We start from the raw sequence: 24,448 nt of genomic DNA, 5'->3' as shown, positions 1-24,448 counted from the left end.
CGGGCCTGCGACCTGCGGTGCAGCCCGCGCGCAAGGGCCGAAAGTCCTCACGCAACGAACACGCGCCGGCCCGCCATGAACGCAACGATCTTGCGGGCACGCGCAAGGTTGCTGCATTACGGCCGGAAAGCCCGGGCTCATAGAGTCGTGCGCTGAACGAAGTGCGGCGGGGACCCCGGGCACGGCCGGTCCCTCCCGCGGGCCGCCGTGGGGTCGCGCCGTCCGACCGGCAGCGATGAAGGAGCCAGCCGCGTGCTCGACCACGGCGCACCCCCGCAGTCCCCCAGTCACCCCGCCCCCGTGCCCCCGGGCCACGGCGCGCGCCTGATGCGCCGCAAGCCCGTCGAACACCTGGTCGCGGAGGGTGGACAGGGCGAGGGCGGCACACTGCGGCGCTCGCTCGGCCTCTGGCAGCTCACCATGATCAGCATCGGCGCGACCCTCGGCACCGGCATCTTCGTCGTCCTCGGCGAGGCCGTCCCGAAGGCCGGCCCCGCCGTCACGGTGTCCTTCGTCATAGCCGGCCTGACCGCGCTCTTCTCGGCCCTCTCCTACGCCGAACTGGCGGGCACGATCCCGGTCGCCGGGTCCTCCTACTCGTACGCGTACGCAACCATGGGCGAACTCGTCGCCTGGATCTGCGGCTGGTGCCTCGTCCTGGAGTACGGGGTCTCCGTCGCGGCCGTGGCGGTCGGCTGGGGCGAGTACCTCAACGAGCTGCTCGACGGCACGATCGGCGTCACCATCCCGGACGCGCTCTCCGCGCCGCCCGGCGACGGCGGGATCTTCAACCTGCCCGCGCTGATCGTGGTGCTGCTCGCCATGGCGTTCCTGCTCGGCGGCGCCCGCGAGTCGGCGCGCGCCAACACGATCATGGTCGTGGTGAAGATCGCCGCACTGCTGCTGTTCTGCGCGATCGGCGTCCAGGGTTTCCGCTCGGGCAACTACGAGGACTTCATGCCGCTCGGCATGGCGGGCGTGAGCGCGGCGGGAGCGACCCTCTTCTTCTCGTACATCGGGTTCGACGCGGCCTCCACCGCGGGCGAGGAGGCCAGGAACGCCCAGCGGGACCTGCCGCGCGCCATCATGCTCTCGCTGATCATCGTCACCGCGCTGTACGTGCTCGTCGCGGCCGTCGCCGTGGGCGCGCAGCCCTGGAGCCGGTTCACCGGCTCGGAGGCCGCGCTCGCCGGGATCATGAACGACGTCACCGGCGACACCTTCTGGGGCACGCTGCTCGCGGCCGGAGCCGTCATCGCCATCGCCAGCGTCGTGCTGACCGTGCTCTACGGGCAGACCCGCATCCTCTTCGCGATGTCCCGCGACGGACTGGTGCCCAAGGTCTTCTCCCGCGTCCACCCGAGGACCGGCACCCCGCGCGCCAACACGGTCCTCGTGTCGCTGTTCTGCGGTGTCCTCGCCGCCGCGATCCCACTCGGGCAGCTCGCCGACGCGACGAGCATCGGCACGCTGTTCGCCTTCGCGCTGGTCAATGTCTCGGTCGTGCTGCTGCGCCGGACACGGCCCGGTATGCCGCGCACGTTCCGGGTGCCGCTGTCGCCGCTGACGCCCGCGCTCGGCCTCGGCTTCTGCGTGTGGATGATGGGCAGCCTCGACACCGTGACCTGGGTCGTCTTCGGAGTCTGGATGGCCGTGGGGCTCGTGTTCTACTTCAGTTACGGCTACCGCCGCTCCCGTCTCGCCACTCCAGAGAAGTGATCCACCCGCAGTGCTGAACGATCTCGACGAACGCATCGTGCGCGCCCTCGCCGAGGACGCGCGCCGCTCCTACGCCGACATCGGCCAGGAGGTCGGACTGTCGGCGCCGGCCGTGAAGCGGCGCGTGGACCGGCTGCGGGCGACCGGGGCGATCACCGGGTTCACCGTCCGGGTGGACCCGGCGGCGCTCGGCTGGGAGACCGAGGGGTTCGTCGAGATCTACTGCCGGCGCAACACCTCGCCCGAGACCATCCAGCGGGGCCTGGAGCGGTACCAGGAGGTCGTCGCCGCGTCGACCGTCACCGGTGAGGCCGATGCCGTCGTGCAGGTCTTCGCCTCCGACATGCGGCACTTCGAGCGGGTGCTGGAGCGGATCGCGGGGGAGCCGTTCGTGGAGCGGACGAAGTCCGTGCTGGTGCTTTCGCCGTTGTTGCGGAGGTTTTCGTCGGGGTCCCCGACGTAGGCGCTCCGCTTGGGGCTGGTGGGGTGCCGGTGCCGGTGGGGGCGTGTCGGCGTTGCCGGGTGCGGGTGGGTGGGGGTGTTGCGCAGTTCCCCGCGCCCCTGGGGGTGGGGTCCCGGTGGGGCGGTTGGTCGGGTGCGGGCCGTGGGGGCTTGGCGCGCGGTTCCTCGCGCCCCTGCGGGGGTGGGGGCCTGGTGGGGCGGTTGGTCGGGTGCGGGCCGTGAGGGCTTGGCGCGCGGTTCCTCGTGTCCCTGAGGGGGTGGGGCCGGCTTCCTCGGTGCGGGTGGTGCGCGGTTCCTCGTGTTTCCGAGAGGGCCGAGCCGGTTGTGCGGGTGTGTCGCTTTCGGGGGTGGGGGTGGCTAGCATCGGGGTATGACCTGGCGACATTGATCCAGAAGCCGTGCCTCCCGGGGACCGCCCCGGATGCCGTTCCTACGGCGTCCGACGTTCACCCTGCGGTCCTTGCGGGAAGGCCTCATGTCACTCTCACCTGCGCGTGCGCCCGGCTCAGGCACCGCCGTCCGGCGGCTGACCGGCACGCTGTACGGCTACGCGTTCCTCGACGACCTCGTCCTGCTCTACCCGGTGTACGCGCTGCTGTTCCGCGACACCGGACTCACCGTCTGGCAGATCTCGTCCCTCTTCGGCCTGTGGGCCCTGACCGGGGTCCTGCTGGAGATCCCCTCCGGGGCCTGGGCCGACGCCGTCTCGCGGCGCCTGCTGCTGTGGGTCGGCCCGCTGCTCACCGCGGCCGGGTTCGCGCTCTGGGTGCTCGCCCCGTCGTACTGGGCCTTCGCCCTCGGATTCGTGCTCTGGGGCGTCAAGGGGGCGCTCGGCTCCGGCGCCCTGGAGGCGCTGGTCTACGAGGAGCTGGACCGGCTCGGCGCGGCCGACCGGTACGCGGGCCTCATGGGCCGCGCGCAGGCAGCCGGGCTCGTGGCCGTGATGGCGGCGGTGGGGCTGGCCGGTCCGGTACTGGCGTTCGGCGGCTACCCGGCCGTCGGACTCGCCAGCGTGCTGGCGTGCCTGCTGACGGCGCTGGTCGCGACACGGTTCCCGGAGCACCGGGAGGCGCCCGGCCCCGGCGGGCCGGACGAGGGCTGGGCCCGCACGCTGCGCGCCGGCCTCGCCGAGGCCCGCGGCGACCGGCCGGTCCGCGCTGCCCTGCTGCTCGTACCGGCCGTCACGGCGGTCTGGGGGGCGCTCGACGAGTACACGCCCCTGCTCGTACGGGACACCGGGGTGTCCGACAGTGCCGTGCCGCTCTGGCTGCTGCTGATCTGGGCGGGAGCCACGGCCGGAGGGCTGCTGGCCGGCGTGGGCCGGCGGCTCGGCGACCGCGGGTTCGCCTGGCTCCTGGCGGCCTCCGCCGTCTCGCTCGCCGTGGGCGCGGCCGTACGCTCGCCGGCCGGTGTCGCGCTGGTGGCGGTCGCCTTCTGCGGCTTCCAGCTGGCGAGTGTGCTGGCGGACGTCCGGCTCCAGGAGCGCATCGGCGGCACCGGCAGGGCGACCCTGACCTCGGTGGCCGGGGTGGGCACCGACCTGGCCACCGTCGGCGTGTACGGCCTCTACGCCGTGGCAGCGACGGCGACCGGGCACGGCGTCGCGTTCGCGCTGTTCGCGCTGCCGTACCTGCTGACGGCGTCGGCTCTGGCCACGAGGGAGCGGCCGGTCCGCCGGGCCCGGGCCTCCGCCTCCCGGGCGCGGCCGTGACACCGCCGCCGCGCCCCGTCACCGGGTGACGAGGCACACAGCGCGGATCCGCCGGGGCGCGGGGCACCGCCCGCGCCCCGGCGGGCCCGGGGCCCTCGCGGGAGGGCCGCAACGAATCGCCGCCGGAGCGCCCGGGGACGCAACGAATCGTTCCCCGGCGCGCAACAGGTCCTTCTTGTCCGGCCGCGCCCGCCGCCCGTACCGTCTATCAGGCCGCCTCTGCGGCCCCGTACCCCCTTCCCCACCCGGTGAGGACCCCGCATGCGCGCTGCCCTGCTCCAGAGCTCCGGCCGTCCCGGCTCCGTCGTGGAGAACCTCAAGGTCCTCGACGAGGCCGCGGGCCGTGCCGCCGCCGCGGGCGCCGGGCTGCTCGTCACCCCGGAACTGTTCCTGACCGGCTACGCGATCGGCGAGGACGTGCACCGGCTCGCCGAGCCGGCCGACGGCGACTCCGCCGACGCGGTGGCCGAGATCGCCGGCCGGCACGGCGTGGCCGTCGCCTACGGCTACCCCGAGCGCTCCGGCGAGCAGGTCCACAACGCGGTCCAGCTGATCTCCCCGGACGGCACTCGCCTGGCCGGCTACCGCAAGACCCACCTCTTCGGCTGCTTCGAGCGGGACTGGTTCACCCCCGGCGACGAGCCCGTGGTCCAGGCTGAGCTGGACGGCCTCCGCATCGGCCTGATGATCTGCTACGACGTGGAGTTCCCGGAGAACGTCCGCTCCCACGCCCTGGCCGGCACCGACCTCCTCGTGGTGCCCACGGCCCAGATGCACCCGTTCCAGTTCGTCGCCGAGTCCGTCGTCCCGGTGCGGGCCTTCGAGAACCAGATGTACGTCGCGTACGTCAACCGGGTCGGCACGGAGGGCGAGTTCGAGTTCGTGGGGCTCTCCACGCTCGCCGGTCCCGACGGCGGCGCCCGGGCCCGCGCGGGCCGCGCCGAGGAACTCGTCATCGGTGACGTGGACCCCGCCCTCCTGGCCGCGTCGCGCGAGGAGAACCCGTACCTGAAGGACCGCCGTCCCGGCCTCTACGGCTCCCTCGTCTGAACCTCCCCCCGTACCACCAGAGCTTTCCCGCAAGGAGTCCGTACCCCATGACGTCCACGGTGCCCCCCGCCGTCCCGCACACCGACGCGCAGCCGCCGATCACCATGTTCGGTCCGGACTTCCCGTACGCGTACGACGACTTCCTCGCGCACCCCGCGGGCCTCGGCCAGATACCGGCGACCGAACTCGGCACCGAGGTCGCCGTCATCGGCGGCGGCCTTTCCGGCATCGTGTCCGCGTACGAGCTGATGAAGATGGGCCTCAAGCCCGTCGTGTACGAGGCGGACCGGATCGGCGGCCGGCTGCGGACCGTCGGGTTCGACGGCTGCGACCCCTCCCTGACCGCGGAGATGGGCGCGATGCGCTTCCCGCCCTCCTCCACGGCGCTCCAGCACTACATCGACCTGGTGGGGCTGCGGACCGAGCCGTTCCCCAACCCGCTGTCCGAGGCGACGCCCTCGACCGTCGTCGACCTCAAGGGCGAGTCCCACTACGCCGAGACGCTCGCCGACCTCCCGCAGGTCTACCGCGACGTCGCGGACGCGTGGAACGCCTGCCTGGAGGAGGGCGCCGACTTCTCCGACATGAACACGGCGATGCGCGAGCGCGACGTGCCGCGCATCCGCGAGATCTGGGCGAAGCTCGTCGAGAAGCTCGACGACCAGACCTTCTACGGGTTCCTCTGCGAGTCGGAGTCGTTCAAGTCCTTCCGCAAGAGGGAGATCTTCGGGCAGGTCGGCTTCGGCACCGGCGGCTGGGACACCGACTTCCCGAACTCCATCCTGGAGATCCTGCGCGTCGTCTACACCGAGGCCGACGACCACCACCGCGGGATCGTCGGCGGCAGCCAGCAGCTCCCGCTGCGCCTGTGGGAGCGCGAGCCGAAGAAGATCGTCCACTGGGCCCCCGGGACGTCGCTGTCCACGCTGCACGACGGGGAGCCCAGGCCCGCCGTGACCCGGCTGCACCGCACCGCCGGGAACCGGATCACGGTCACCGACGCCTCCGGCGACATCCGTACGTACCGGGCGGCGATCTTCACGGCCCAGTCCTGGATGCTGCTCTCCAAGGTCGCCTGCGACGACGAGCTCTTCCCGATCGACCACTGGACGGCGATCGAGCGCACCCACTACATGGAGAGCTCGAAGCTGTTCGTCCCCGTCGACCGGCCGTTCTGGCTGGACAAGGCCGTGGACGACCGCGGGAACCCGACGGACCGCGACGTCATGTCGATGACGCTCACCGACCGGATGACACGCGGCACCTACCTCCTCGACGACGGCCCGGACAAGCCCGCCGTCATCTGCCTCTCGTACACGTGGTGCGACGACAGCCTCAAGTGGCTGCCGCTGTCCGCGAACGAGCGGATGGAGGTCATGCTGAAGTCGCTCGGCGAGATCTATCCGAACGTCGACATCCGCAAGCACGTCATCGGCAACCCGGTGACGGTCTCGTGGGAGAACGAGCCCTACTTCATGGGCGCGTTCAAGGCCAACCTGCCGGGCCACTACCGCTACCAGCGGCGCCTGTTCACGCACTTCATGCAGGACCGGCTGCCCGAGGACAAGCGGGGCATCTTCCTCGCGGGCGACGACATCTCCTGGACGGCCGGCTGGGCCGAGGGCGCCGTGCAGACCGCGCTCAACGCCGTGTGGGGCGTGATGCACCACCTCGGCGGCACGACCGACCCGACCAACCCCGGTCCCGGCGACGTCTACGACGAGATCGCCCCGGTGGAGCTCCCCGAGGACTGACGCCACCGCCGGGCGGCCCGCGCCGCCCGGCACACCTCGCGCCCCGGCTCCGGTGCGTCGGCGGGGTCAGCCCCGGTGCGTCAGCGGTGTCAGCAGGCAGCGGCCGACCAGGCCCACGCCCGTGTCGAGCCGCTCCACGAACTCCTCGGCCAGGTCGGGGAGTTCGCGCAGCGCCCAGACGGCCCTGGCGGCCGACCAGGCCGCGTCCCGGGCCCGGTCCAGGCTCCAGGAACCGAGCAGATGCGTCAGCGGGTCGGCGATCTGGAGGAGATCGGGCCCCGGCATCAGGTCCTCGCGGATGTGCTCCTCCAGCGAGACGAGGACCTCGCCCACGCGGTCGAACTCGTCCTCCAGCGCCGCCGGTTCGCAACCGAGCGTACGACAGGCGTCCACCACCGCGAGCGGCAGATCGTGTCCGATGTGCGCATTGATGCCCGCGAGCGCGAACTGCAGCGGACGTACGCCGGGATGGCGCCGGAACTGGAACAGGGGCCGCCAAGCCGCAGGCGGCCGGCGCTCGTCACCGACCGCCTCGACGGCGGACAGGTAGCGCTCCGCGAACCGCACGTCCAGGGTGGCCGCCGCACGCGTGTCCTCGAAATGCCCCGCGTGCAGGCGCCTGTCCACCTCCTCGGTGACGGCGAGATAGACGCGGTTGAACACCCCGACGCCGTCCCCCTCGGGCCAGGCCGTGCCGAGTCCACGCATCCTCCGCACCACGGTGTCCAGACCGTGCACGGGAACCGCGTCTTGTACAAAGCGCTCCAACCGCACCATGGGGGCAGCGTCCCAGGCCTAGGCTGTCCCGAGTGCCGCCGGGCCGATCGCTTCCCCAGAACGGGGGAACAGGGGGAGCCCGGGGGAGGGGGAACAGCACGTGTCAGGCCTCCGTGCCCGGCGTCTGGCCGACCGCAGGACCGAACGCAGGACCGGGAGAAGGCGCGGTGCCATGGCCGCGGTCGCGTCCGCGGTCGTCGCGGTCGGCACCGTGACGGGAATGATCTCCGCGCTCGACGACGGCGGAGGCGCGGACGAGGCGCGCCCCGACGTGACCAGCTCGCCGTTCCTGGAACCGCTGCCCGCCGTCCCGTCGCCGTCCGCCTCGAAGACCTCGGCCCCGCCGTCCCCCTCGCCCTCCCCCTCCAGGACCGGACCGGGCCCGAAGGCCGCACGGACGGGCACCCCGAAGCCGCGGACGCAGCCCGCTTCCACTCGGCTGTACCGCCACGGCGACTCCCAGGTGCTGGACTGGGTGCGCGCCAACCCCGGTGACGCCCGGCGCCCGCTCATCGAGTCCCGCATAGCCGACCACCCGGCGGCGGTGTGGTTCGCGGACTACAGTCCGGCGACCATCACCTCCCGCGTCCGGGCGATCACCTCGGCCGGCGCGGCGGCCGGCGGCGTCCCCGTCGTCGTGCCCTACGTCGTCCCCGACCGCGACTGCGGCGGCGCCTCCCAGGGCGGGGCCCCCGACCTCGACGCGTACGACGCCTGGATCGACCGGTTCGCCGCGGGGCTCGGCTCGGGCGAGGTCGTGGTGATCCTCGAACCCGACGCGATCGCCCAGTCGGACTGCCTCTCCGAGGGCCGGCGGACCGCCCGCTTCACGTCGCTGGCCCGCGCGGGCCGCGTCCTCAAGGCGGCGAACCCGAGAGCGCGCGTCTACTACGACGCGGGCCACTCCGACTGGAACTCACCGCAGAAGCAGGCCGCGCTGCTGCGCCGGGCGGGCGCCGCGTCGGCCGCCTCCTCGGACGGGATCTTCAGCAACGTCTCCAACTTCAACCGCACGGCGGACGAGATCGCGTACGTCCGCAGGACCCTCGACGCCCTCGGCGGCGCGGCGGGGCTCGGTGCCGTCATCGACACCAGCCGCAACGGCAACGGCGCCCCGGCCGACGGGGAGTGGTGCGACCCCGCGGGCCGCAAGCTCGGGCAGGCCCCGACACTGAGCACCGGGCAGGCCCGCGTCGACGCCTACCTGTGGGTGAAGCTGCCCGGCGAGTCCGACGGCTGCAAGGGCTCGCCGGGGACGTTCACGCCGGACTACGCCTACGACTTGGCGCGCTGACCGGGCTCCGGTCCGGACCCGGAGTCGTACGAGGACGTGCCCTCGTCGAGCAGGGGCTCCCGCGGCTCCTTCAGGTGCGGCGGGGCCAGCGACCGCAGCCCGTGGTAGCCGATGATCACGACCAGGGTGCCCAGGGCGATGCCGCTCAGCGAGAAGGTGTCGGTGAACTCCATCGTCACGTTGCCGACGCCGATGACGATCCCGGCGGCGGCCGGCACCAGGTTCAGCGGATTGCGCAGGTCGACACCGGCGTTGAGCCAGATCTGCGCGCCGAGCAGGCCGATCATGCCGTAGAGGATGACGGTGATCCCGCCGAGCACGCCGCCGGGGATCGCGGCGACGACCGCGCCGAACTTCGGGCAGAGCCCGAAGAGCAGGGCGAAGCAGGCGGCGGCCCAGTACGCGGCGGTCGAGTAGACGCGCGTGGCCGCCATCACCCCGATGTTCTCGGAGTACGTCGTGTTGGGCGGCCCGCCCACCGCGGTGGAGAGCATCGAGCCGACCCCGTCCGCGGCGATCGCGGTCCCCAGCCTGTCGTCGAGCGAGTCGCCCGTCATCTCGCCGACGGCCTTCACATGGCCCGCGTTCTCGGCGACCAGGGCGATGACGACGGGCAGCGCGACCAGGATCGCCGACCACTCGAAGGACGGGCCGTGGAAGGACGGCAGACCGATCCAGTCGGCCCGGCCGACGCCCGACAGGTCCAGCCGCCAGTGGTCGGTGACCTTGCCGCTCGCGTCCACGGAGTGGATCCGTCCGAAGATCCGGTCGAGGGCCCACGACAGCACGTACCCGAAGACGAGCCCGAGGAAGATCGCGACGCGCGACCAGAATCCGCGCAGGCACACCACGGCCAGACCGGTGAAGACCATCACGGCCAGCGCGGTCCACTGGTCCTGCGGCCAGTAGGTGGTGGCGGTGACCGGCGCCAGGTTGAAGCCGATCAGCATGACGACCGCGCCCGTGACGATCGGCGGCATGGCGGCGTGGATGATCCGCGCCCCGAACCGCTGCACCGCGAGGCCCACCAGGAACAGCGCGGCGCCCACGACGAAGACGGCGCCCGTGACCGTCGCGCTGCTGCCGCCCTGCGCGCGGATCACGGCCGCCACACCCACGAACGAGAGCGAGCAGCCCAGGTAGCTGGGCACCCGGCCGCGCGTCGCGAGCAGGAAGACGACCGTCGCCACGCCGGACATCATGATCGCGAGGTTCGGGTCCAGGCCCATGAGGACCGGGGCGACGAACGAGGCCCCGAACATCGCGACCACGTGCTGGGCGCCGAGCCCGGCCGTGCGCGGCCACGAGAGCCGTTCGTCGGGGCGGACGACCGCCCCCGGCGCGGGGGTGCGCCCGTCCCCGTGCAGCTTCCAGCGCACGCCGAGATCCATGGTGGGGGGTCGCTTTCCTCGTACGTGAAGATCGAACCGGACCATTGTCACGGGTGCCGGTCCGTCCTCGCGCAGGCCCTCCCGCCGGTGCGTCGCGCCGTCGGCCGTCCTCGTGCCGCCGGGGCTCAGGACCTCACGTCGGCGACCGCGGTGCCCGGCCGGGCGGACTTCGGGCGGTCCCGGTCGCCGGCCCGCAGCACGCCCGCGAGGACGACCAGCCCGCCGGCCAGCACCGTCACCACGGCGAACGACACGACGAGGCTCGTCGCCTGGGCCAGCGAGCCGATCGCGCTGGGGGCGATCAGCCCCGAGGTGTACGTGATGGTCGCGACGCCCGCGATGGCGAGGCTCGGGTTGGGGCCGCTGCGCCCGGCGGCCGCGAAGCACAGCGGCACGACGACGGCGATCCCGAGGCCCAGCAGCGCGAAGCCCGCCATCGCCTGCGCGGGGTGGTCCGACAGGACGATCAGCAGCCCGCCGAGCACGGCCAGGACCCCTCCGACGCGTACGGTGCGCACGGCGCCGAAGCGGTTGACGATCGCGTCCCCGGCGAGCCGGGCCAGGGCCATGGTCAGCATGAACCCGGTGGTCGACGCGGCCGCGAGCCCGTCCGAGGTGCTCAGCTCGTCCCGCAGGTACACGGCCGACCAGTCGAGGCTCGCGCCCTCCGCGAACACCGCGCAGAAGCCGACCGCGCCGATCAGCAGCGCCGACCTGGGCGGCAGCGCGAACCGGGGCGGCGGCTCCTCGTCCTCCGTGGGCTGCAGGTCGAGCACCCAGCGGCAGGCGGCCAGCCCGAGGACGGTCAGCACCGCCGACGCGAGGGCGTGGTGCAGCCGCGCGTCCGAACCCAGGTGCGCGGCGAGCGTGCCCGCGGCCGAGCCGACCAGGGCGCCCACGCTCCACATGCCGTGCAGCCCGGACATGATGGACTTGCCGAGCCGCTCCTCGACCTCGACGCCGAGCGCGTTCATGGCGACGTCGGCCATGCCCGCGGTCGCGCCGTAGGTGAACATCGCGACGCACAGCGCGAGCATGTTCGGCGCGAGGGCCGGCAGGGTCAGGGACAGCGTCCACAGGGCGATCAGGCCCCGCAGTGCCGCACGGCTGCCGAAGCGGTGGCTGATGCGGCCGGCGAGCGGCATCGACACCGAGGCGCCGAACGCGGTGAACGCGAGGGCGAGGCCGAGCTGGCCCGCGCCGACCGACGCGTGGTCCTGGATCCACGGGACGCGGGTCGCGAACGAGCCGGTGACGGCGCCGTGCACGGCGAAGACCGTCGCCACGGCGTACCTCGCGCGCCTCACCTCGTGCCGGTCGTACACCACGTGACTCATGCCTGCGGCCCCTCCCTGTCTGCTCCCCAGTCTGGCGCCGTAAACTATCAGGCACCCTGCCTGATAGATAGACGGCGTTCGGTCGGGCCGTTCCGGCGCCCACGATCTGGAAGGATCCCGGCATGCCCGCATCACCCAGCACCGCCCGGGCCATCAACGACCGGCTCGCGCTGCGCCTGCTGCAGCAGGAGGGCCCGTTGACGGCGGGGCGTCTCAAGCAGCTCACCGGCCTGTCCCGCCCGTCGGTCGCCGACCTCGTGGAGCGCCTGACCGTCGCCGGACTCATCGACGTGGTCGGGGAGTCGGGGGAGCAGCGCCGGGGCCCGAACGCCCGCGTGTACGGGATCGTCGCCGACCGGGCGCACCTGGCCGCTCTGGACGTGCGGACCGAGGGGGTGTCCGTGATCGTGTCCGACCTGCTCGGTGAAGTGCTCGCCGAGGCCTCGGTCCCGATCGGGGACGGGGCGGACACCGGGCCCGCCGTGGAGCGCGCGGTCGCGCTGGTCGAGCGGACGGCCAAGGGCGCGGGCGTCGACCGGCTGCACACCGTCGGCGTCGGGGCCCCGGGCCTGATCGACCCCGCCACCGGTGAACTCCGCGACTCCACCGGGCTGCCCGAGTGGCACCGCCGCCTGGTCGCCGAACTCCAGGACCGCCTTCCGGCCCGTGTCCGCGTCGAGAACGAGACCAACCTCGCCGCGCTGGCCGAGCAGCGCGAGGGCGCCGCCCGGGGGCGCGACACCTTCGTGCTGCTCTGGCTGGGCGCCGGCATCGGGGCGGCCGTCGTCCTCGACGGCGTCCTGCGCCGGGGCGCCTCGGGCGGTACCGGGGAGATCGGCTTCCTGCCGGTGCCGGGCACGCGGGGCCTGCCGTCCGCGACGGGCTGCGACGGTGGCTTCCACTCCCTCGCGGGTGCCGCCGCGATCGGTGAACTCGCGGCCCGGCACGGCGTGGTGGCGGCCGTCGAGCCCCACGAGCCGCATGCCGCCACGCTGGTGGGGGCGGCCGTCGGGCGGGCCGGGGACGACTCGGCGGCGCGCTTCCTCGACGAACTCGCCGACCGCATCGCCCTCGGTTCCGCGTCCGTCATCGCCGTGCTCGACCCGGGCTGCGTGGTGCTCGGCGGTGAGACGGGGCGGGCCGGCGGGGAGGTGCTCGCCGCCCGTGTACGGGAGCGGCTCGCCCGGCTGTCCCCGCTGCCCACCGAGGTGCGGGCGGGGGTCCTGGGGGGCGGTGCCGTGCTCCGCGGGGCGCTCCTGATGGCCAGGGACGAGGCGCAGAACGAGGTGTTCGCCCCCCGGGAGCGGTGACGGCCCTTGCCCTGGCCTGCGGGTCCGGGTCAGGGGCCGGACCCGGACCGCAGATCCGGGGCCGTCGCCTGCCATGCCTGCGGGGCGGGCGCCGGTTGTGCTGCTGGTGCGGGGTCTGCCGCCTCGTGACGGGTGCCGGGGGTCTGTCGCCGGGTGCTCGGCGGGCCGCCGGGTTTCGGCCGGTGGGCCTTCCGGCGTCGGACGGCGCGCTGCCGGGCGTCGGCCGCGCGTGTGCCCGGGATTCCCGCGGCCGCACGGGCGGCGGGCCCGCTCGCGCGGTCCCGCGCCGGGCGTGGCCGGAGACCCGCGGCGCGTCGGACCGGGAGCTGGAGACCCGGCGGCGGGGCAAGGGCCTCCGTCACCGCCGCCGGGTCGCTCGTGGGGCGGGCCGGTGCTCACGGCCCCCGAAGAGGCATCGGTGAACGCAGACCCTAAAATGGACTAGACCAAAGCGTCAATAGGTATGGACCAAAGGTAAGGCGTGCTTCCCGCAAGGAAGTTGACACGCCACGCCCGTCCTGCGAAGTCCATCCGATCGCTCTGTGAGCCAGCACACAGCCTTCACCCGCATGGGTGTCGATCGGGCGTGGCACACTGAGTCTGTACCAGAAGCAGCGCACTCCGGGGTCGGTGAAAGTCCGAACCGGCGGTTACAGTCCGCGACCCGGTCGCTTCCAGCGGCCGGTTGACCAGGTGAAATTCCTGGACCGACGGTTAAAGTCCGGATGGGAGGCAGTGCGCGGCGGGCGGGCATACGTGCACGTCGCCGTCTGTTTCGACGTGTCCCCCGGGGACACGTCCGACACGGTGTCGTACCCCGTGTGTCGTCCGTTCCACTCTGTCGTCATCGACAGGCCCCGGAGTCCGTGCCCGAAGAGGCAGGAGGACCCGGGAAGTGTTCACCGGAATCGTCGAAGAGCTGGGCGAAGTAACCGCCGTCGAGAACCTCGGCGACGCCTCACGTTTCCGGCTCCGTGGCCCCGTCGTCACCGAAGGTGCGCGGCACGGGGACTCCATCGCCGTCAACGGCGTGTGTCTCACGGTCGTCGACCACGAGGACGGCGAGTTCACCGCCGACGTGATGGCCGAGACCCTGAAGCGGTCGAGCCTGGGCGCCCTCGCCGTCGGCTCCCGTGTCAACCTCGAACGGCCGATGGCCGTGGGCGAGCGCCTCGGCGGGCACATCGTGCAGGGGCACGTGGACGGCACGGGCGAGGTCCTCGCGCGCACACCGTCCGAGAACTGGGAGATCGTGAAGATCTCGCTGCCCGCCGACCTCACGCGCTACGTCGTCGAGAAGGGCTCCATCACCGTCGACGGCATCAGCCTGACGGTCGTCGAGGCGGGCTCCGACCACTTCACCGTCAGCCTGATCCCGACCACCCTGGACCTCACCACGCTCGGCCGCAAGCAGCCCGGCGACCCCGTCAACCTCGAGGTCGACGTGATCGCCAAGTACGTGGAGCGGCTGCTCGGCGCCCAGGGGGCGGACCGGTGAACGGGCTCAACTCCGAGGCGTTCGTCCTCTTCGGCCAGCACATCCGCTGGTCGGACATGGTCGGCAACGTCCTCGGCCTGACCGCCCTCGCCCTGGGCTGGCGCCGCTCCATCCTGAGCTGGCCCGTGCAGTTCCTCTCCGGGCTGGTCCTCTTCGGGGCCTTCTACGGCCACCTCACCGGCAGCGCCGGCAAGCAGGTCGTCGTGATGGCCGTCGCCGGCTACGGCTGGTGGCAGTGGAACCGCAGCAGGGGGCAGGGCGCGGACGGCCACATCACCCCCCGCTTCGCCACCTGGCCCGAGCGGGCCGCGATGGTCGGCGCCGCCGCGGCCGGCACGGTCGCGGTCGCCCTGCTCTTCAAGGCCTACCCGAACCTCTCCTGGGACCCCTGGCCCGACGCCTACATCTTCGTCGGCACCGTCGTCGCCATGTACGCCCAGGCACGCGGCATGGTCGAGTTCTGGTTCGCGTGGCTCCTCGTCGACCTGGTCGGCGTGCCGCTGAACTTCGCGAACGGCTACGCGTTCTCCGGCTTCGTCTACATCATCTACGGCGCGCTCGTCCTGTGGGGCATGCGCGACTGGTGGCTGCGCTCCCGCAAGGCCGGGCAGCCCGTCCTGGAAGGAGTCCCGGCATGACGTCGGCGCCTGTCTGGTACAGCACGGACAACATCGAGGACTTCGCGCTCGACCCCGTGGAGCGGGCCGTCGCGGACATCGCGGCGGGCCGCCCGGTCGTCGTCGTGGACGACGAGGACCGGGAGAACGAGGGCGACCTGGTCATCGCCGCGGAGAAGGCGACGCCCGAGATCATCGCCTTCATGATGAGCGAGTGCCGCGGGCTGATCTGCGCGCCCATGGAGGGCGACGAGCTCGACCGCCTGCAGCTTCCGCAGATGGTCGAGAACAACACCGAGTCGATGCGCACGGCCTTCACGGTCTCCGTCGACGCGGGCCCCGCCTTCGGCGTCACCACCGGCATCTCCGCCGCCGACCGCGCCACCACGCTGCGGCTGCTGGCCGGCGGCGAGGCCGAGGCGGGCGACCTCGTACGCCCCGGGCACGTCTTCCCGCTGCGTGCCAAGCCCGGCGGTGTCCTCGTGCGCAACGGCCACACCGAGGCCGCCGTCGACCTGGCCCGGCTCGCCGGCCTGCGTCCGGCCGGCGCGATCGTCGAGATCGCCGGCGAGGACGGCCGCATGCTGCGGCTGCCCGAGCTGATCCCGTTCGCCCGCAAGCACGGGCTGACGATCATCTCCATCGAGGACCTCATCGCCTACCGCCGGACCGCGGAGCCCACGGTCCGCCGCGAGGCCAAGACCCGGCTGCCCACCGTCTTCGGCGAGTTCACGGCGTACGGGTACCGCTCCACCGTCGACGGCGTCGAGCACGTCGCGCTGGTCCACGGCGAGATCGGCGACGGCGCCGACGTGCTGGTGCGCGTCCACTCCGAATGCCTCACCGGCGACGTCTTCCACTCCCTGCGCTGCGACTGCGGCCCCCAGCTCGAAGCCTCCCTGGAGCGCATCCAGACCGAGGGTCGCGGCGTGGTCGTGTACCTGCGAGGCCACGAGGGGCGCGGCATCGGACTGCTGTCCAAGCTGCGCGCCTACGAACTCCAGGAGCGCGGCCGGGACACCCTGGACGCCAACCTGGAGCTCGGCCTGCCCGCCGACGCCCGGGACTACGCCGCGGGCGCGCAGATCCTGGAGGACCTCGGCGTCCGCAGCCTGCGCCTCATGACCAACAACCCCGACAAGACCGACGCGCTCGTCCGCCACGGCCTCGACGTCGTCCGACGCGAGCCCATGCCCGTGACCGCGGGCGAGCACAACCTGCGGTACCTGCGCACCAAGCGGGACCGGATGGGGCACGACCTGCCCTGGCTGGACACGACCACCGTGTCGGCCTGCGGCAACCAGTAACAGAAAGCACGAGGAGACACGTGAGCGGCAAGGGTGCACCCGAACTGTCCGTACGCAACTGCGGTGACCTGCGGGTCGCCGTCATCGCGGCGCAGTGGCACGAGAAGGTGATGGACGGACTCGTCGACGGCGCACTGCGCGCCCTGAGCGAGCTGGGTATCGACGAGCCGACCCTGCTGAGGGTCCCCGGCAGCTTCGAGCTGCCGGTCGTCGCGAAGGTCCTCGCGGGCCGGGGCTACGACGCGATCGTCGCGCTCGGCGTCGTCATCCGCGGCGGCACGCCCCACTTCGAGTACGTGTGCCAGGGCGTCACCAACGGCCTGACGCAGGTCTCCGTCGAGACCGGTGTCCCCATCGGCTTCGGCGTACTGACCTGCGACACGGAGGAGCAGGCGCTGGACCGCGCGGGCATCGAGGGCTCCAACGAGGACAAGGGGCACGAGGCGGTGACGGCCGCCGTGGCGACCGCGGCCACCCTGCGCTCGGTATCCGAACCCTGGCGCTGAGGTGTGCCACTGACCGCGTAGGGTGAGGACCACCATGTCCAATAAGACTTTCGAGGAGCTCTTCACCGAGCTCCAGCACAAGGCAGCCACCGGGGACCCCGCCACCTCCCGCACCGCGGAGCTGGTCGGCAAGGGGGTCCACGCCATCGGCAAGAAGGTCGTCGAGGAGGCCGCCGAAGTCTGGATGGCCGCCGAGTACGAGGGCAAGGAGGCAGCCGCCGAGGAGATCTCGCAGCTGCTCTACCACGTCCAGGTGATGATGGTCGCCCGCGGCATCTCGCTGGACGACGTCTACGCCCACCTCTGAGCCGCGCCCCACCCGACGCACACACCGACCGACCACCCCGCGAACAAAGGAAGCCGACCTCATGCTGCGCATCGCCGTCCCCAACAAGGGTTCCCTCTCAGGACCTGCGGCGGAGATGCTGCATGAGGCCGGCTACCAGCAGCGCCGGGAGGCCAAGGAGCTGCGGATCGTCGACCCGGTGAACGAGGTCGAGTTCTTCTACCTCCGCCCCCGCGACATCGCGATCTACGTCTCCTCCGGCCGTCTCGACATCGGCATCACCGGTGAGGACCTGCTCATCGACTCCGGCGCCGACGCCGAGGTGATCCTGCCGCTGGGCTTCGCCCGCTCCACGTTCCGCTTCGCGGCGAGGCCCGGCACGGCCACCAGCATCGCGGACCTCGCCGGCCGGACCGTGGCCACCTCGTACGAGGGCATCGTCGCCAAGCACCTCGCAGACCAGGGCATCGGCGCCTCCGTCGTGCACCTCGACGGCGCCGTCGAGACCGCCATCCAGCTCGGAGTCGCCGAGGTCATCGCCGACGTCGTGGAGACCGGCACCTCGCTGCGCAACGCGGGCCTGGAGGTCTTCGGCGAGCCGATCATGAAGTCCGAGGCGGTCGTCATCCGCCGCACCGACGCCACCGCCGACGACGGCGCCGAGCCCAAGGTCCAGCAGTTCCTGCGCCGCCTCCAGGGCGTCCTCGTCGCGCGCACCTACGTGATGATGGACTACGACTGCCGCGTCGAGCAGCTGGAGAAGGCCGTCGCGCTCACCCCCGGCCTGGAGTCCCCGACCGTCTCGCCCCTGCACAACGAGGGCTGGGTCGCCGTCCGCGCGATGGTCCCCTCCAAGGAGGCGCAGCGGATCATGGACGACCTGTACGAGATCGGCGCGCGGGCCATCCTGACCACGGCCATCCACGCCTGCCGTCTCTGAGGAACCGCCCGCCATGTCCGACGCACCCGCCCTGCCCGCCCTGCCGGTCACCTTCCGGCCGGGCCGTACCCGAGCCGTCCTGCTGACGGCCGGTGCCGCGATCTTCGTCGTCATCACCACCGTCGCGATGCTCCTGGACACGCTCGGCCCGGGGGAGCGCGCCAGTTTCGTGTTCACCGCGGCCCTGCTCCTGGGGGTCCTCGTGATGCTGGCCCGGCCCAAGGTCGTCGCCGACGAGTCCGGCGTCACCGTCGTCAACATCGCCGGCCGCCGGCGGCTCGCCTGGGCGGAGATCCTGCGGGTCAACCTGCGCCCCGGCGACCCCTGGGTGTTCCTCGACCTCAGCGACGGAACCAGCCTCCCCGCGCTCGGCATCCAGCCGGGCATCGCCAAGGAGCGCGCGATCCGGGACGCCCGGGCGCTGCGCGCCCTCACCGAGGCGCACGCCGCCGGCGACGGCGACGGGCGGCACGACGAACATCACGGCTGACTCCCGGCCTTCCACCCTGCCGTACGGGCCCCTGTCTTGATTAATCTGTTGGCGGAGGCGTTTTCGTTGCGCCTCCGCCTCCGCCCGTCCCCCCGAGGGACGCGGAGGCCCCCTGCTATTCGAGGAGTGACTCCCTCCAGCGATGGACGGATCGTCCTGTAGTACCTGCGCCGCCCCCTCCCGGCACATCGAGGCGGCGGCATGACCATCCCCCTGCTGCTTCTCGCGGCGGCGTTCCTGCTCATTCTCGCCAACGGCTTCTTCGTGGCGGCCGAGTTCGGACTCGTCACGGTGGAGCGCCCCGAGGCCGAGAAGGCCGCCGCCGAGGGCGACCGACGGGCCGCCACGGTCGTCGACTCGCTCAAGGAGCTGTCCTTCCAGCTCTCCGGCACCCAGCTCGGCATCACCATCACGTCACTCGTGGTCGGCATGCTCGCCGAGCCGGCCCTCGCCGAGCTGCTGCACGGCCCCTTCTCCTCGGTCGGCGTCCCCGAGGGCGCCGTCCCCGGCGTCGCCGTCGTCGTCGGCATGCTGCTGGCCTCGGCCGTGCAGATGGTCGTCGGCGAACTCGTGCCCAAGAACTGGGCGGTGTCCCGGCCGCTCCAGGTCGCGCGGTTCGTCGCCGGCCCGCAGCACGCCTTCTCGACCCTGTTCCGGCCGGTCATCGCCGGACTGAACTCGGTCGCCAACCGGCTCGTCCGCGCCCTGGGCGTCGAGCCCGCCGAGGAGCTGGCCTCCGCCCGCACCCCCGGTGAACTCGTCTCCCTGGCCCGGCACTCCGCCCGGGCGGGAGCCCTGGAGCAGGACACGGCCGACCTCTTCGTCCGGACGCTCTCCCTCGCCGACCTCACCGCGCAGCACGTCATGACCCCGCGGGTGCGGGTGAGCGCCCTCCAGTCCTCCGCGACCGCCGAGGACGTCGTCAACCTGACCCGCGCCACCGGCCTGTCCCGCTTCCCCGTCTACCGGGAGCGGATCGACGAGATCGTCGGCATGGCCCACCTCAAGGACGCGCTCGCGGTGCCCGCGCACGACCGGCGGCGGACCCCCGTCACCCGGATCGCGCAGGCCCCGCTGCTCGTCCCCGAGACGCTGCCGGTGCAGCCGCTGCTCGCCCGGCTGCGCGAGGAGCAGCCGATCGCCGTCGTGGTCGACGAGTACGGCGGCACGGCCGGGGTCGTCACCCTTGAGGACATCGTCGAGGAGCTCGTCGGCGAGGTCCGCGACGAGCACGACGACGTCCTCGACGAGCGGCCCGAACTCGTCCCCGCCCCGCCCGAGGACGGCCGGCCCGCGTGGGACGCCGACGGCAGCTGCCGCGTCGACCTGCTGCTGCGCATCGGCCTGGAGGTCCCCGAGGGCCCGTACGAGACCGTCGCCGGGCTCGTCGCCGACCTGCTGGGCCGCATCCCCGCACCCGGGGACCGCGCGGAGCTGCCGGGGTGGCGGCTGTCGGTGCGCCAGGTCGGCCACTACCGGGCCGAGAGGGTCCGGCTCACCAGGGCCGCCGAGGCCGCTTCCCCGGCGGAGGCCGTCCGATGAGCGCGCTCCAACTCCTGTTCGCCGCTCTGCTCGTGCTCGCCAACGGCTTCTTCGTCGGCGCCGAGTTCGCCCTGGTCTCGGTGCGCCGCAGCCAGATCGAACCGCTCGACACGGCACGCGCCCGGCAGGTGATGTACGGCCTGGAGAACCTTCCGCAGATGATGGCCGCCGCGCAGTTCGGCATCACCGTGTGCTCGCTGACGCTCGGCGCGGTCGCCGAGCCCACGGTGGCCCGTCTGCTGGAGCCGGTCTTCGAGGCCGCCCACCTTCCCGAGGGCATGATCCACCCGCTCGGGTTCGTCATCGCCCTCGCCGCGGTCGTGTTCCTGCACCTCGTCGTCGGCGAGATGCTGCCCAAGAACCTGGCGATGGCGGCCCCCGAGAGGACCGCGCTGTGGCTCAGCCCCGGCCTGGTCGCCTTCGCCCGGCTCTGCAAGCCGGTCACCGTGGGCCTCGGCGCCTGCGCCCGGGTCGTGCTGAAGCTCTTCCGCGTCGAGCCCAAGGACGAGGTCGAGGCCGTCTTCACCAGCGAGCAGCTCAACCGGCTCGTCGAGGACGCCGGGCAGGCGGGCCTCCTCGGCCCCGAGGAGCAGGAACGCCTGGAGGACGCCCTCGAACTGGGCTCGCGCCCGGTCACGGACGTGCTCCTGGACCGCGAGTCGCTGGTGACCGTGGGCCCCTCGGTCACCCCGGGCCAGGTCGTCGCGCTGACGGCCCGCACCGGGTTCTCGCGTTTCCCGGTCCGCGCGGAGACCGGTGCCTTCATGGGCTATCTGCACGTGAAGGACGTACTCGACCTGGAGGAGTCGGAGCGGGCCGTGCCCCAGCAGGTGTGGCGTCCCATGACGACCCTGCGGTCCGAACTCCCGCTGGACGACGCCCTGACCGTGATGCGCCGCGCCGCGACGCACCTCGCCCAGGTCGCCGACGCCTCGGGCCGGGTCCTGGGGCTGGTCGCCCTTGAGGACGTACTGGAACTCCTCGTCGGGGAGGTCCGCGACGCGGCGCACCGGCAGGCTCCCGCGGCCCGGGTCGGCGAGCCGCGCGGGGAGGCGTCCGAACGGGCGGTCCCCCCGGTGGCACAGGAGGCACTGGACGCACCGGACGCGCCCGCCCCGCCGGAGAGCACGTCCGGCGCGGACGCCGCTCCGCAGCCGACGGCCGCGGACGCCCTGCGGCAGTCGGCGGTCGCGGAGAGCGCGGAGCGGCCCGCCGTGCGGAGCGCCGCCGAGCAGCCGGTGGTGCGGGGCACGGTCGAGCAGCCGGCCGCCGCGGACTCCGCGGAGCAGGCGCTGGCGGGCTGAGGGCACCTGACCGGGGCCGGGTTCCGGGGACGCGCGTCCCCGGAACCCGGCCCCGGTCCGCGTCCGCGTCGGCGTCGTCGGAGGGTGCCCGCCGCCCGGGTACGTCCCATGGGTGACGGGCCGGGGGCCACGGCCTCGGCCGCATCGGTGACCCTCGCGCAGCCGGGGCCTGCGCCGCATGGGTGACGGGGGCGCGGCCGGCCTTCGTCACATCGGTGACGGGTCCTGGGGGCCGCGCCCGGACAGCACCTCGCCGTACGCCTGCATCAGGTCCGCGAGCCGCAGGGTCGACAGGTCGTCGCGGGTCAGCCCGCCCGGGTACCCCGACAGGCGCAGATCGCGGTAGGCGCAGCTCTTCTCGTAGAGCGTGCGCAGGAAGCGGCCGTTGCCGAGTTCGTCGATCCAGCCCTGGTCGACGACGTGCCCGCTGATCGAGCGCAGCTCGTCGACGGCCTCCTCGTCCCACGCGTCGCCGTTCTCGGCCGCCAGCACCTCGCCGATCGCCGTGAGTTCGAGCGGGCGGTACGAGGGGAAGTCGACCCGCGTCGTGAAGCGGGACGACAGTCCGGGGTTGGCGGCCAGCAGCCGGTCCATGCCCTCGGGGTAGCCCGCGAGGATCACCACCAGGTGGTCGCGGTTGTCCTCGGCACGCTTCAGGAGGACCTGGAGGGCCTCGTCGCCGTACGCGTCCCCCTTGCCGTAACCCGAGTTGGAGAGCGAGTAGGCCTCGTCGACGAACAGGACGCCGCCGATCGCGGAGTCGATCAGCTCGTTGGCCTTCACGGCCGTCTGCCCGAGGTACTCGCCCACCAGGTCGGCGCGTTGCGCCTCGACGAGGTGGTCGCCGCCGAGCAGGCCGAGGGCGTAGAACACCCGGCCGAGGATGCGGGCCACCGTGGTCTTGCCGGTGCCCGAGGGGCCCGAGAACACGAAGTGCCGCTTCGGCGGCTGCACCGGCAGTCCCTGCCCGGCCCGCAGCCGCGCCATGTTCAACTGCGCCGACAGCGCCTTCACCTGGCGCTTCACGGGTTCGAGTCCGACCATGCCCTCCAGCTCTGCGAGGGCCTCCTCCAGTAAGGCGGGGTCGGTGGGACCGGTCGGCAGATGCGGGGGCCGCACCGGCACCACGGCCTTCTCGCGGACCCGGTCGGACTCGGACGGCAGCGCGCCCGGCGGCGGCAGCTCCGGTTCCGGCAGTCTCAGGTCCCGGCCCTCCATGCCGAACATCGGGTCGATGCCGTCCGGGCCGTCCATCATGTCCTGACCGACGCCGGTGAGCGTGATCGCCGCGAGGTCGGCCGTCTCGTCGTACCCGTCGCCCTCGGAGATGGCGGCCAGCCGCGCCGAGGTGTCCATGAAGGCCGGGTCCACCCGGTGCACCGCCCGGTACAGGGGGAGCGCGGCCGCGGAGCGGCCCGTGCCCTCGTGCGCCCGCGCCAGCCAGTACCGCAGTTCCTTGCGCTGCGGCTGCTCGCTGCGACAGCGCATCAGCGCGGACGACAGCAGGGGTTCGGCCTGCCCGTACATCTCCAGCCGTACCCGCGCCATGCCGCCGAAGAGGCCCGCCTCGATGCCCAGCATCGCGTCGTCGATCAGCGGATCCGTGTGCCGGACCAACTGCTCCCAGTCCTTGACGAGGTACGACCGGCAGGCGTGCAGGAACCGCACCTGCGGGTCGGCGTCCACGGGCGGCAGGCCGGCGAGCGCCCGGTCCAACTCGGGGACATGGCGTCCGTCGAGCCAGTGCGAGGCGTGCGCGAGCAGCAGGTCACGCGGCGACTCGAGCACCGGCTGGACCCACCAGCCCAGCCAGTACCAGGAGTTGAGGGTGCGGCGGTGGCGGGTGCGCTGTTCCCCGAAGCGGTCCCGGTGCCGGAACATGCGCAGCAGCGCCGTCGTCGTGTCGATGCGCAGCGCGTGCAGCCCGAGCCAGCCGTCCGCCATCCCCGGATCCATCCGGACCGCCGTGCGGAACTCCTCCTCCGCCTGCGGATAGGCCCCCATGGTGTAGGCGTCCACACCTCGCAGCCAGGCGAGGTCGGCCGGGGCCTCGGGGCCCTGCGTGCCGAAGTCCATCACGTCCCCCACAAACCGTGCCCCCGTTGAGCGCCGCACGGGCCGGTGCCCGTCGGCATGCTTCGTCGAACCGCTGTGCCGCGGACGGGAGTTGCACCGGTGCGGAGAGCAGCCGTCCGAAAGTCGCACCGAGAGGCATCGTACCCGCGCGCGAGTGCCGGGCCGAAGGGTGCCGCACGACGGGTTCTCCGAGGTGGGAGCACATGGGGCGCACGGGCAGTGGTGACAGAGGGTGAGCAAATAGTGCCCCGGATCGTCCGGAAAACCGGCCGGGGGCAGAACGAAGCCCCCGATCACGGGGGAACAACCGGGGGCTTCGCGTCTGCGGGGCGGCCCTCAAGGGCCGCTCATTCAGAACGTAAGTCCTGTACGGCCCCTCGGTCAAGCCGAGTTGGAGCACTCGCGGAACTTCTCGGAGGGGCCTGTCGGTGTGTTCAGCGCACAGGCGCAGGGTCGTCACGTTGCGTGAGGGAATCGTCCTACGTCGACGTCACAGCAGGTCCCGGGAGCACCTCGTACCCCTCCGGCAACTGCCGCACCAGAAGGTCGGCGAACGGCTTCGTCGGGTCCTCGGCGAAGTGCTGTCGTTCCGCTCGGACCCATCCGTCCCAGAAGTCGCTCTGCGCCGAACCGTCCCGCCGCATCCCCCGTTCCCAGGCGTCCTCGCGGGCCAACTCCATCCACAGGAGCCGCGCCAGGAACGGGCGCACCGCGCGGCGGCCGGCGCCGACCCCCTCGACGAGGACCACGGGCGCGGCGGGCAGGGTGCGGGCCCCGCCGAAGTCGCGCGCGTGCCAGTCGTACGGCCGGTAGCGCGCGTCCTGTCCGCGGCCGAGCGGCCCGACGACGTCCCGGAGCAGCCGCCCGGTCCACCCGAAGAGCTCCTCGTGCGTGGCGAGGTCGTCCAAGTGCAGCACGGGGGCGCCGCCGAGCTCCTCCGCGAGCCGGGCGGTGAACGTGGTCTTCCCCGAGCCGGCGTGCCCGTCGACGCCGACGAGCCGCACCGGGCCGCAGGAGGGCGGCAGGCGGCGGAGGCGGGAGGCGAGGGTGTGCAGGTGAATGGGGGATCCAGGGTGC

At 72.8% G+C, this 24,448-nt stretch carries 20 protein-coding genes, 1 pseudogene and 1 riboswitch; of the genes and pseudogenes, 16 read left to right on the top strand and 5 right to left on the bottom strand.

Translation table 11 applies throughout. The features are described from left to right. Nucleotides 1–252: 252 nt before the first annotated feature. From IE265_RS31420 to IE265_RS31400, 5 genes are all read left to right on the top strand, one after another. Complete coding sequence (locus tag IE265_RS31420; RefSeq protein WP_190039141.1) at nucleotides 253–1,719, top strand: amino acid permease; 1,467 nt, start codon at nucleotides 253–255, stop codon at nucleotides 1,717–1,719. 10 nt (nucleotides 1,720–1,729) lie between these two features. Continuing rightward, nucleotides 1,730–2,182 carry an Lrp/AsnC family transcriptional regulator gene (locus tag IE265_RS31415; RefSeq protein ID WP_190039140.1) on the top strand — a complete coding sequence of 151 codons (453 nt, stop codon included), beginning with the start codon at nucleotides 1,730–1,732 and terminating at the stop codon, nucleotides 2,180–2,182. A gap of 474 nt (nucleotides 2,183–2,656) precedes the next feature. Then, entirely contained in the window at nucleotides 2,657–3,892 is a 1,236-nt protein-coding gene (locus IE265_RS31410; protein WP_190039139.1) for an MFS transporter, read from the top strand. A gap of 261 nt (nucleotides 3,893–4,153) precedes the next feature. Then, nucleotides 4,154–4,942, top strand: coding sequence for a carbon-nitrogen hydrolase family protein (locus IE265_RS31405; protein WP_190039138.1), 789 nt, complete (start codon nucleotides 4,154–4,156; stop codon nucleotides 4,940–4,942). 47 nt (nucleotides 4,943–4,989) lie between these two features. Beyond that, complete coding sequence (locus IE265_RS31400; RefSeq protein ID WP_190039137.1) at nucleotides 4,990–6,696, top strand: flavin monoamine oxidase family protein; 1,707 nt, start codon at nucleotides 4,990–4,992, stop codon at nucleotides 6,694–6,696. A gap of 66 nt (nucleotides 6,697–6,762) precedes the next feature. Here the strand turns inward: IE265_RS31400 and IE265_RS31395 are convergent, their stop codons facing one another. Next, a complete protein-coding gene (locus IE265_RS31395) occupies nucleotides 6,763–7,473 on the bottom strand; it encodes a DUF5995 family protein (protein ID WP_190039136.1) in 711 nt (236 codons plus the stop codon). Between the two features lie 172 nt (nucleotides 7,474–7,645). Here IE265_RS31395 and IE265_RS31390 point away from each other — a divergent pair, with 172 nt between their 5' ends. Beyond that, the gene (locus IE265_RS31390; RefSeq protein WP_190039135.1) at nucleotides 7,646–8,767 is read left to right on the top strand and encodes a glycoside hydrolase family 6 protein; all 1,122 of its coding nucleotides are present in this window, start codon (nucleotides 7,646–7,648) and stop codon (nucleotides 8,765–8,767) included. On the opposite strand, the gene IE265_RS31385 is transcribed toward IE265_RS31390, so the two are convergent. Together IE265_RS31385 and IE265_RS31380 are read right to left on the bottom strand one after the other, a co-directional pair. Beyond that, complete coding sequence (locus IE265_RS31385; protein WP_190039134.1) at nucleotides 8,749–10,158, bottom strand: uracil-xanthine permease family protein; 1,410 nt, start codon at nucleotides 10,156–10,158, stop codon at nucleotides 8,749–8,751. The genes IE265_RS31390 and IE265_RS31385 overlap by 19 nt on opposite strands. Nucleotides 10,159–10,283: 125 nt before the next feature. Next, the gene (locus tag IE265_RS31380; protein ID WP_190039133.1) at nucleotides 10,284–11,495 is read right to left on the bottom strand and encodes an MFS transporter; all 1,212 of its coding nucleotides are present in this window, start codon (nucleotides 11,493–11,495) and stop codon (nucleotides 10,284–10,286) included. A gap of 122 nt (nucleotides 11,496–11,617) precedes the next feature. Between IE265_RS31380 and IE265_RS31375 the strand changes: the two genes are divergently transcribed. The 10 genes and pseudogenes from IE265_RS31375 to IE265_RS31330 form a co-directional block, all read left to right on the top strand. Then, nucleotides 11,618–12,805 (top strand): ROK family transcriptional regulator, encoded by a 1,188-nt coding sequence (locus IE265_RS31375; protein ID WP_190039132.1) that lies wholly within the window; start codon nucleotides 11,618–11,620, stop codon nucleotides 12,803–12,805. A 612-nt stretch (nucleotides 12,806–13,417) separates the two neighbouring features. After that, nucleotides 13,418–13,548, top strand: a riboswitch (FMN riboswitch). Nucleotides 13,549–13,700: 152 nt separating this feature from the next. Next, on the top strand, nucleotides 13,701–14,303 hold the full coding sequence (locus IE265_RS31370; RefSeq protein ID WP_190039131.1) for a riboflavin synthase: 603 nt from the start codon (nucleotides 13,701–13,703) through the stop codon (nucleotides 14,301–14,303). Continuing rightward, a complete protein-coding gene (locus tag IE265_RS31365) occupies nucleotides 14,300–14,941 on the top strand; it encodes a nicotinamide mononucleotide transporter family protein (RefSeq protein ID WP_190039130.1) in 642 nt (213 codons plus the stop codon). Before IE265_RS31370 ends, IE265_RS31365 begins: the two co-directional genes overlap by 4 nt. Further along, a complete protein-coding gene (locus IE265_RS31360; protein WP_190039129.1) occupies nucleotides 14,938–16,227 on the top strand; it encodes a bifunctional 3,4-dihydroxy-2-butanone-4-phosphate synthase/GTP cyclohydrolase II in 1,290 nt (429 codons plus the stop codon). The genes IE265_RS31365 and IE265_RS31360 overlap by 4 nt, the downstream gene beginning before the upstream one ends. Before the next feature lie 20 nt (nucleotides 16,228–16,247). Beyond that, nucleotides 16,248–16,733, top strand: a complete 486-nt coding sequence (gene ribH, locus IE265_RS31355) for a 6,7-dimethyl-8-ribityllumazine synthase (protein ID WP_190039128.1) — start codon at nucleotides 16,248–16,250, stop codon at nucleotides 16,731–16,733. A 34-nt stretch (nucleotides 16,734–16,767) separates the two neighbouring features. Continuing rightward, the gene (locus IE265_RS31350) at nucleotides 16,768–17,040 is read left to right on the top strand and encodes a phosphoribosyl-ATP diphosphatase (RefSeq protein WP_006378313.1); all 273 of its coding nucleotides are present in this window, start codon (nucleotides 16,768–16,770) and stop codon (nucleotides 17,038–17,040) included. Between the two features lie 61 nt (nucleotides 17,041–17,101). Then, nucleotides 17,102–17,959 carry an ATP phosphoribosyltransferase gene (hisG, locus tag IE265_RS31345; protein ID WP_190039127.1) on the top strand — a complete coding sequence of 286 codons (858 nt, stop codon included), beginning with the start codon at nucleotides 17,102–17,104 and terminating at the stop codon, nucleotides 17,957–17,959. Between the two features lie 13 nt (nucleotides 17,960–17,972). Next, the gene (locus IE265_RS31340) at nucleotides 17,973–18,449 is read left to right on the top strand and encodes a PH domain-containing protein (protein ID WP_190039126.1); all 477 of its coding nucleotides are present in this window, start codon (nucleotides 17,973–17,975) and stop codon (nucleotides 18,447–18,449) included. Nucleotides 18,450–18,650: 201 nt separating this feature from the next. Continuing rightward, nucleotides 18,651–19,991 carry a hemolysin family protein gene (locus IE265_RS31335; protein ID WP_190039125.1) on the top strand — a complete coding sequence of 447 codons (1,341 nt, stop codon included), beginning with the start codon at nucleotides 18,651–18,653 and terminating at the stop codon, nucleotides 19,989–19,991. Continuing rightward, nucleotides 19,988–21,061: pseudogene (locus tag IE265_RS31330) on the top strand (hemolysin family protein); the annotation flags it as partial. The gene IE265_RS31335 and the pseudogene IE265_RS31330, both read left to right, overlap by 4 nt. 441 nt (nucleotides 21,062–21,502) lie before the next feature. Here IE265_RS31330 and IE265_RS31325 read toward each other — a convergent pair. Together IE265_RS31325 and IE265_RS31320 are read right to left on the bottom strand one after the other, a co-directional pair. Beyond that, complete coding sequence (locus IE265_RS31325; RefSeq protein WP_190039124.1) at nucleotides 21,503–23,371, bottom strand: AAA family ATPase; 1,869 nt, start codon at nucleotides 23,369–23,371, stop codon at nucleotides 21,503–21,505. Between the two features lie 479 nt (nucleotides 23,372–23,850). Beyond that, on the bottom strand, nucleotides 23,851–24,426 hold the full coding sequence (locus IE265_RS31320; protein ID WP_190039154.1) for a uridine kinase family protein: 576 nt from the start codon (nucleotides 24,424–24,426) through the stop codon (nucleotides 23,851–23,853). Nucleotides 24,427–24,448 lie beyond the last annotated feature (22 nt).

Source organism: Streptomyces fructofermentans (assembly GCF_014651055.1).
GTDB classification, from domain to species: Bacteria; Actinomycetota; Actinomycetes; order Streptomycetales; family Streptomycetaceae; genus Streptomyces; species Streptomyces fructofermentans.
Note: the sequence above shows the minus strand (reverse complement) of the source record. Positions and strands in the feature narration are given on the sequence as shown.

Coding starts and splice junctions, on each gene's coding strand:
- IE265_RS31390 (WP_190039135.1), top strand. CDS start 7,646: ATGGCCGCGGTCGCGTCCGCGGTCGTCGCGGTCGGCACCGTGACGGGA.
- IE265_RS31385 (WP_190039134.1), bottom strand. CDS start 10,158: ATGGATCTCGGCGTGCGCTGGAAGCTGCACGGGGACGGGCGCACCCCC.
- IE265_RS31405 (WP_190039138.1), top strand. CDS start 4,154: ATGCGCGCTGCCCTGCTCCAGAGCTCCGGCCGTCCCGGCTCCGTCGTG.
- IE265_RS31395 (WP_190039136.1), bottom strand. CDS start 7,473: ATGGTGCGGTTGGAGCGCTTTGTACAAGACGCGGTTCCCGTGCACGGT.
- IE265_RS31350 (WP_006378313.1), top strand. CDS start 16,768: ATGTCCAATAAGACTTTCGAGGAGCTCTTCACCGAGCTCCAGCACAAG.
- hisG (WP_190039127.1), top strand. CDS start 17,102: ATGCTGCGCATCGCCGTCCCCAACAAGGGTTCCCTCTCAGGACCTGCG.
- IE265_RS31360 (WP_190039129.1), top strand. CDS start 14,938: ATGACGTCGGCGCCTGTCTGGTACAGCACGGACAACATCGAGGACTTC.
- IE265_RS31325 (WP_190039124.1), bottom strand. CDS start 23,371: ATGGACTTCGGCACGCAGGGCCCCGAGGCCCCGGCCGACCTCGCCTGG.
- IE265_RS31400 (WP_190039137.1), top strand. CDS start 4,990: ATGACGTCCACGGTGCCCCCCGCCGTCCCGCACACCGACGCGCAGCCG.
- IE265_RS31335 (WP_190039125.1), top strand. CDS start 18,651: ATGACCATCCCCCTGCTGCTTCTCGCGGCGGCGTTCCTGCTCATTCTC.
- IE265_RS31380 (WP_190039133.1), bottom strand. CDS start 11,495: ATGAGTCACGTGGTGTACGACCGGCACGAGGTGAGGCGCGCGAGGTAC.
- IE265_RS31410 (WP_190039139.1), top strand. CDS start 2,657: ATGTCACTCTCACCTGCGCGTGCGCCCGGCTCAGGCACCGCCGTCCGG.
- IE265_RS31375 (WP_190039132.1), top strand. CDS start 11,618: ATGCCCGCATCACCCAGCACCGCCCGGGCCATCAACGACCGGCTCGCG.
- IE265_RS31340 (WP_190039126.1), top strand. CDS start 17,973: ATGTCCGACGCACCCGCCCTGCCCGCCCTGCCGGTCACCTTCCGGCCG.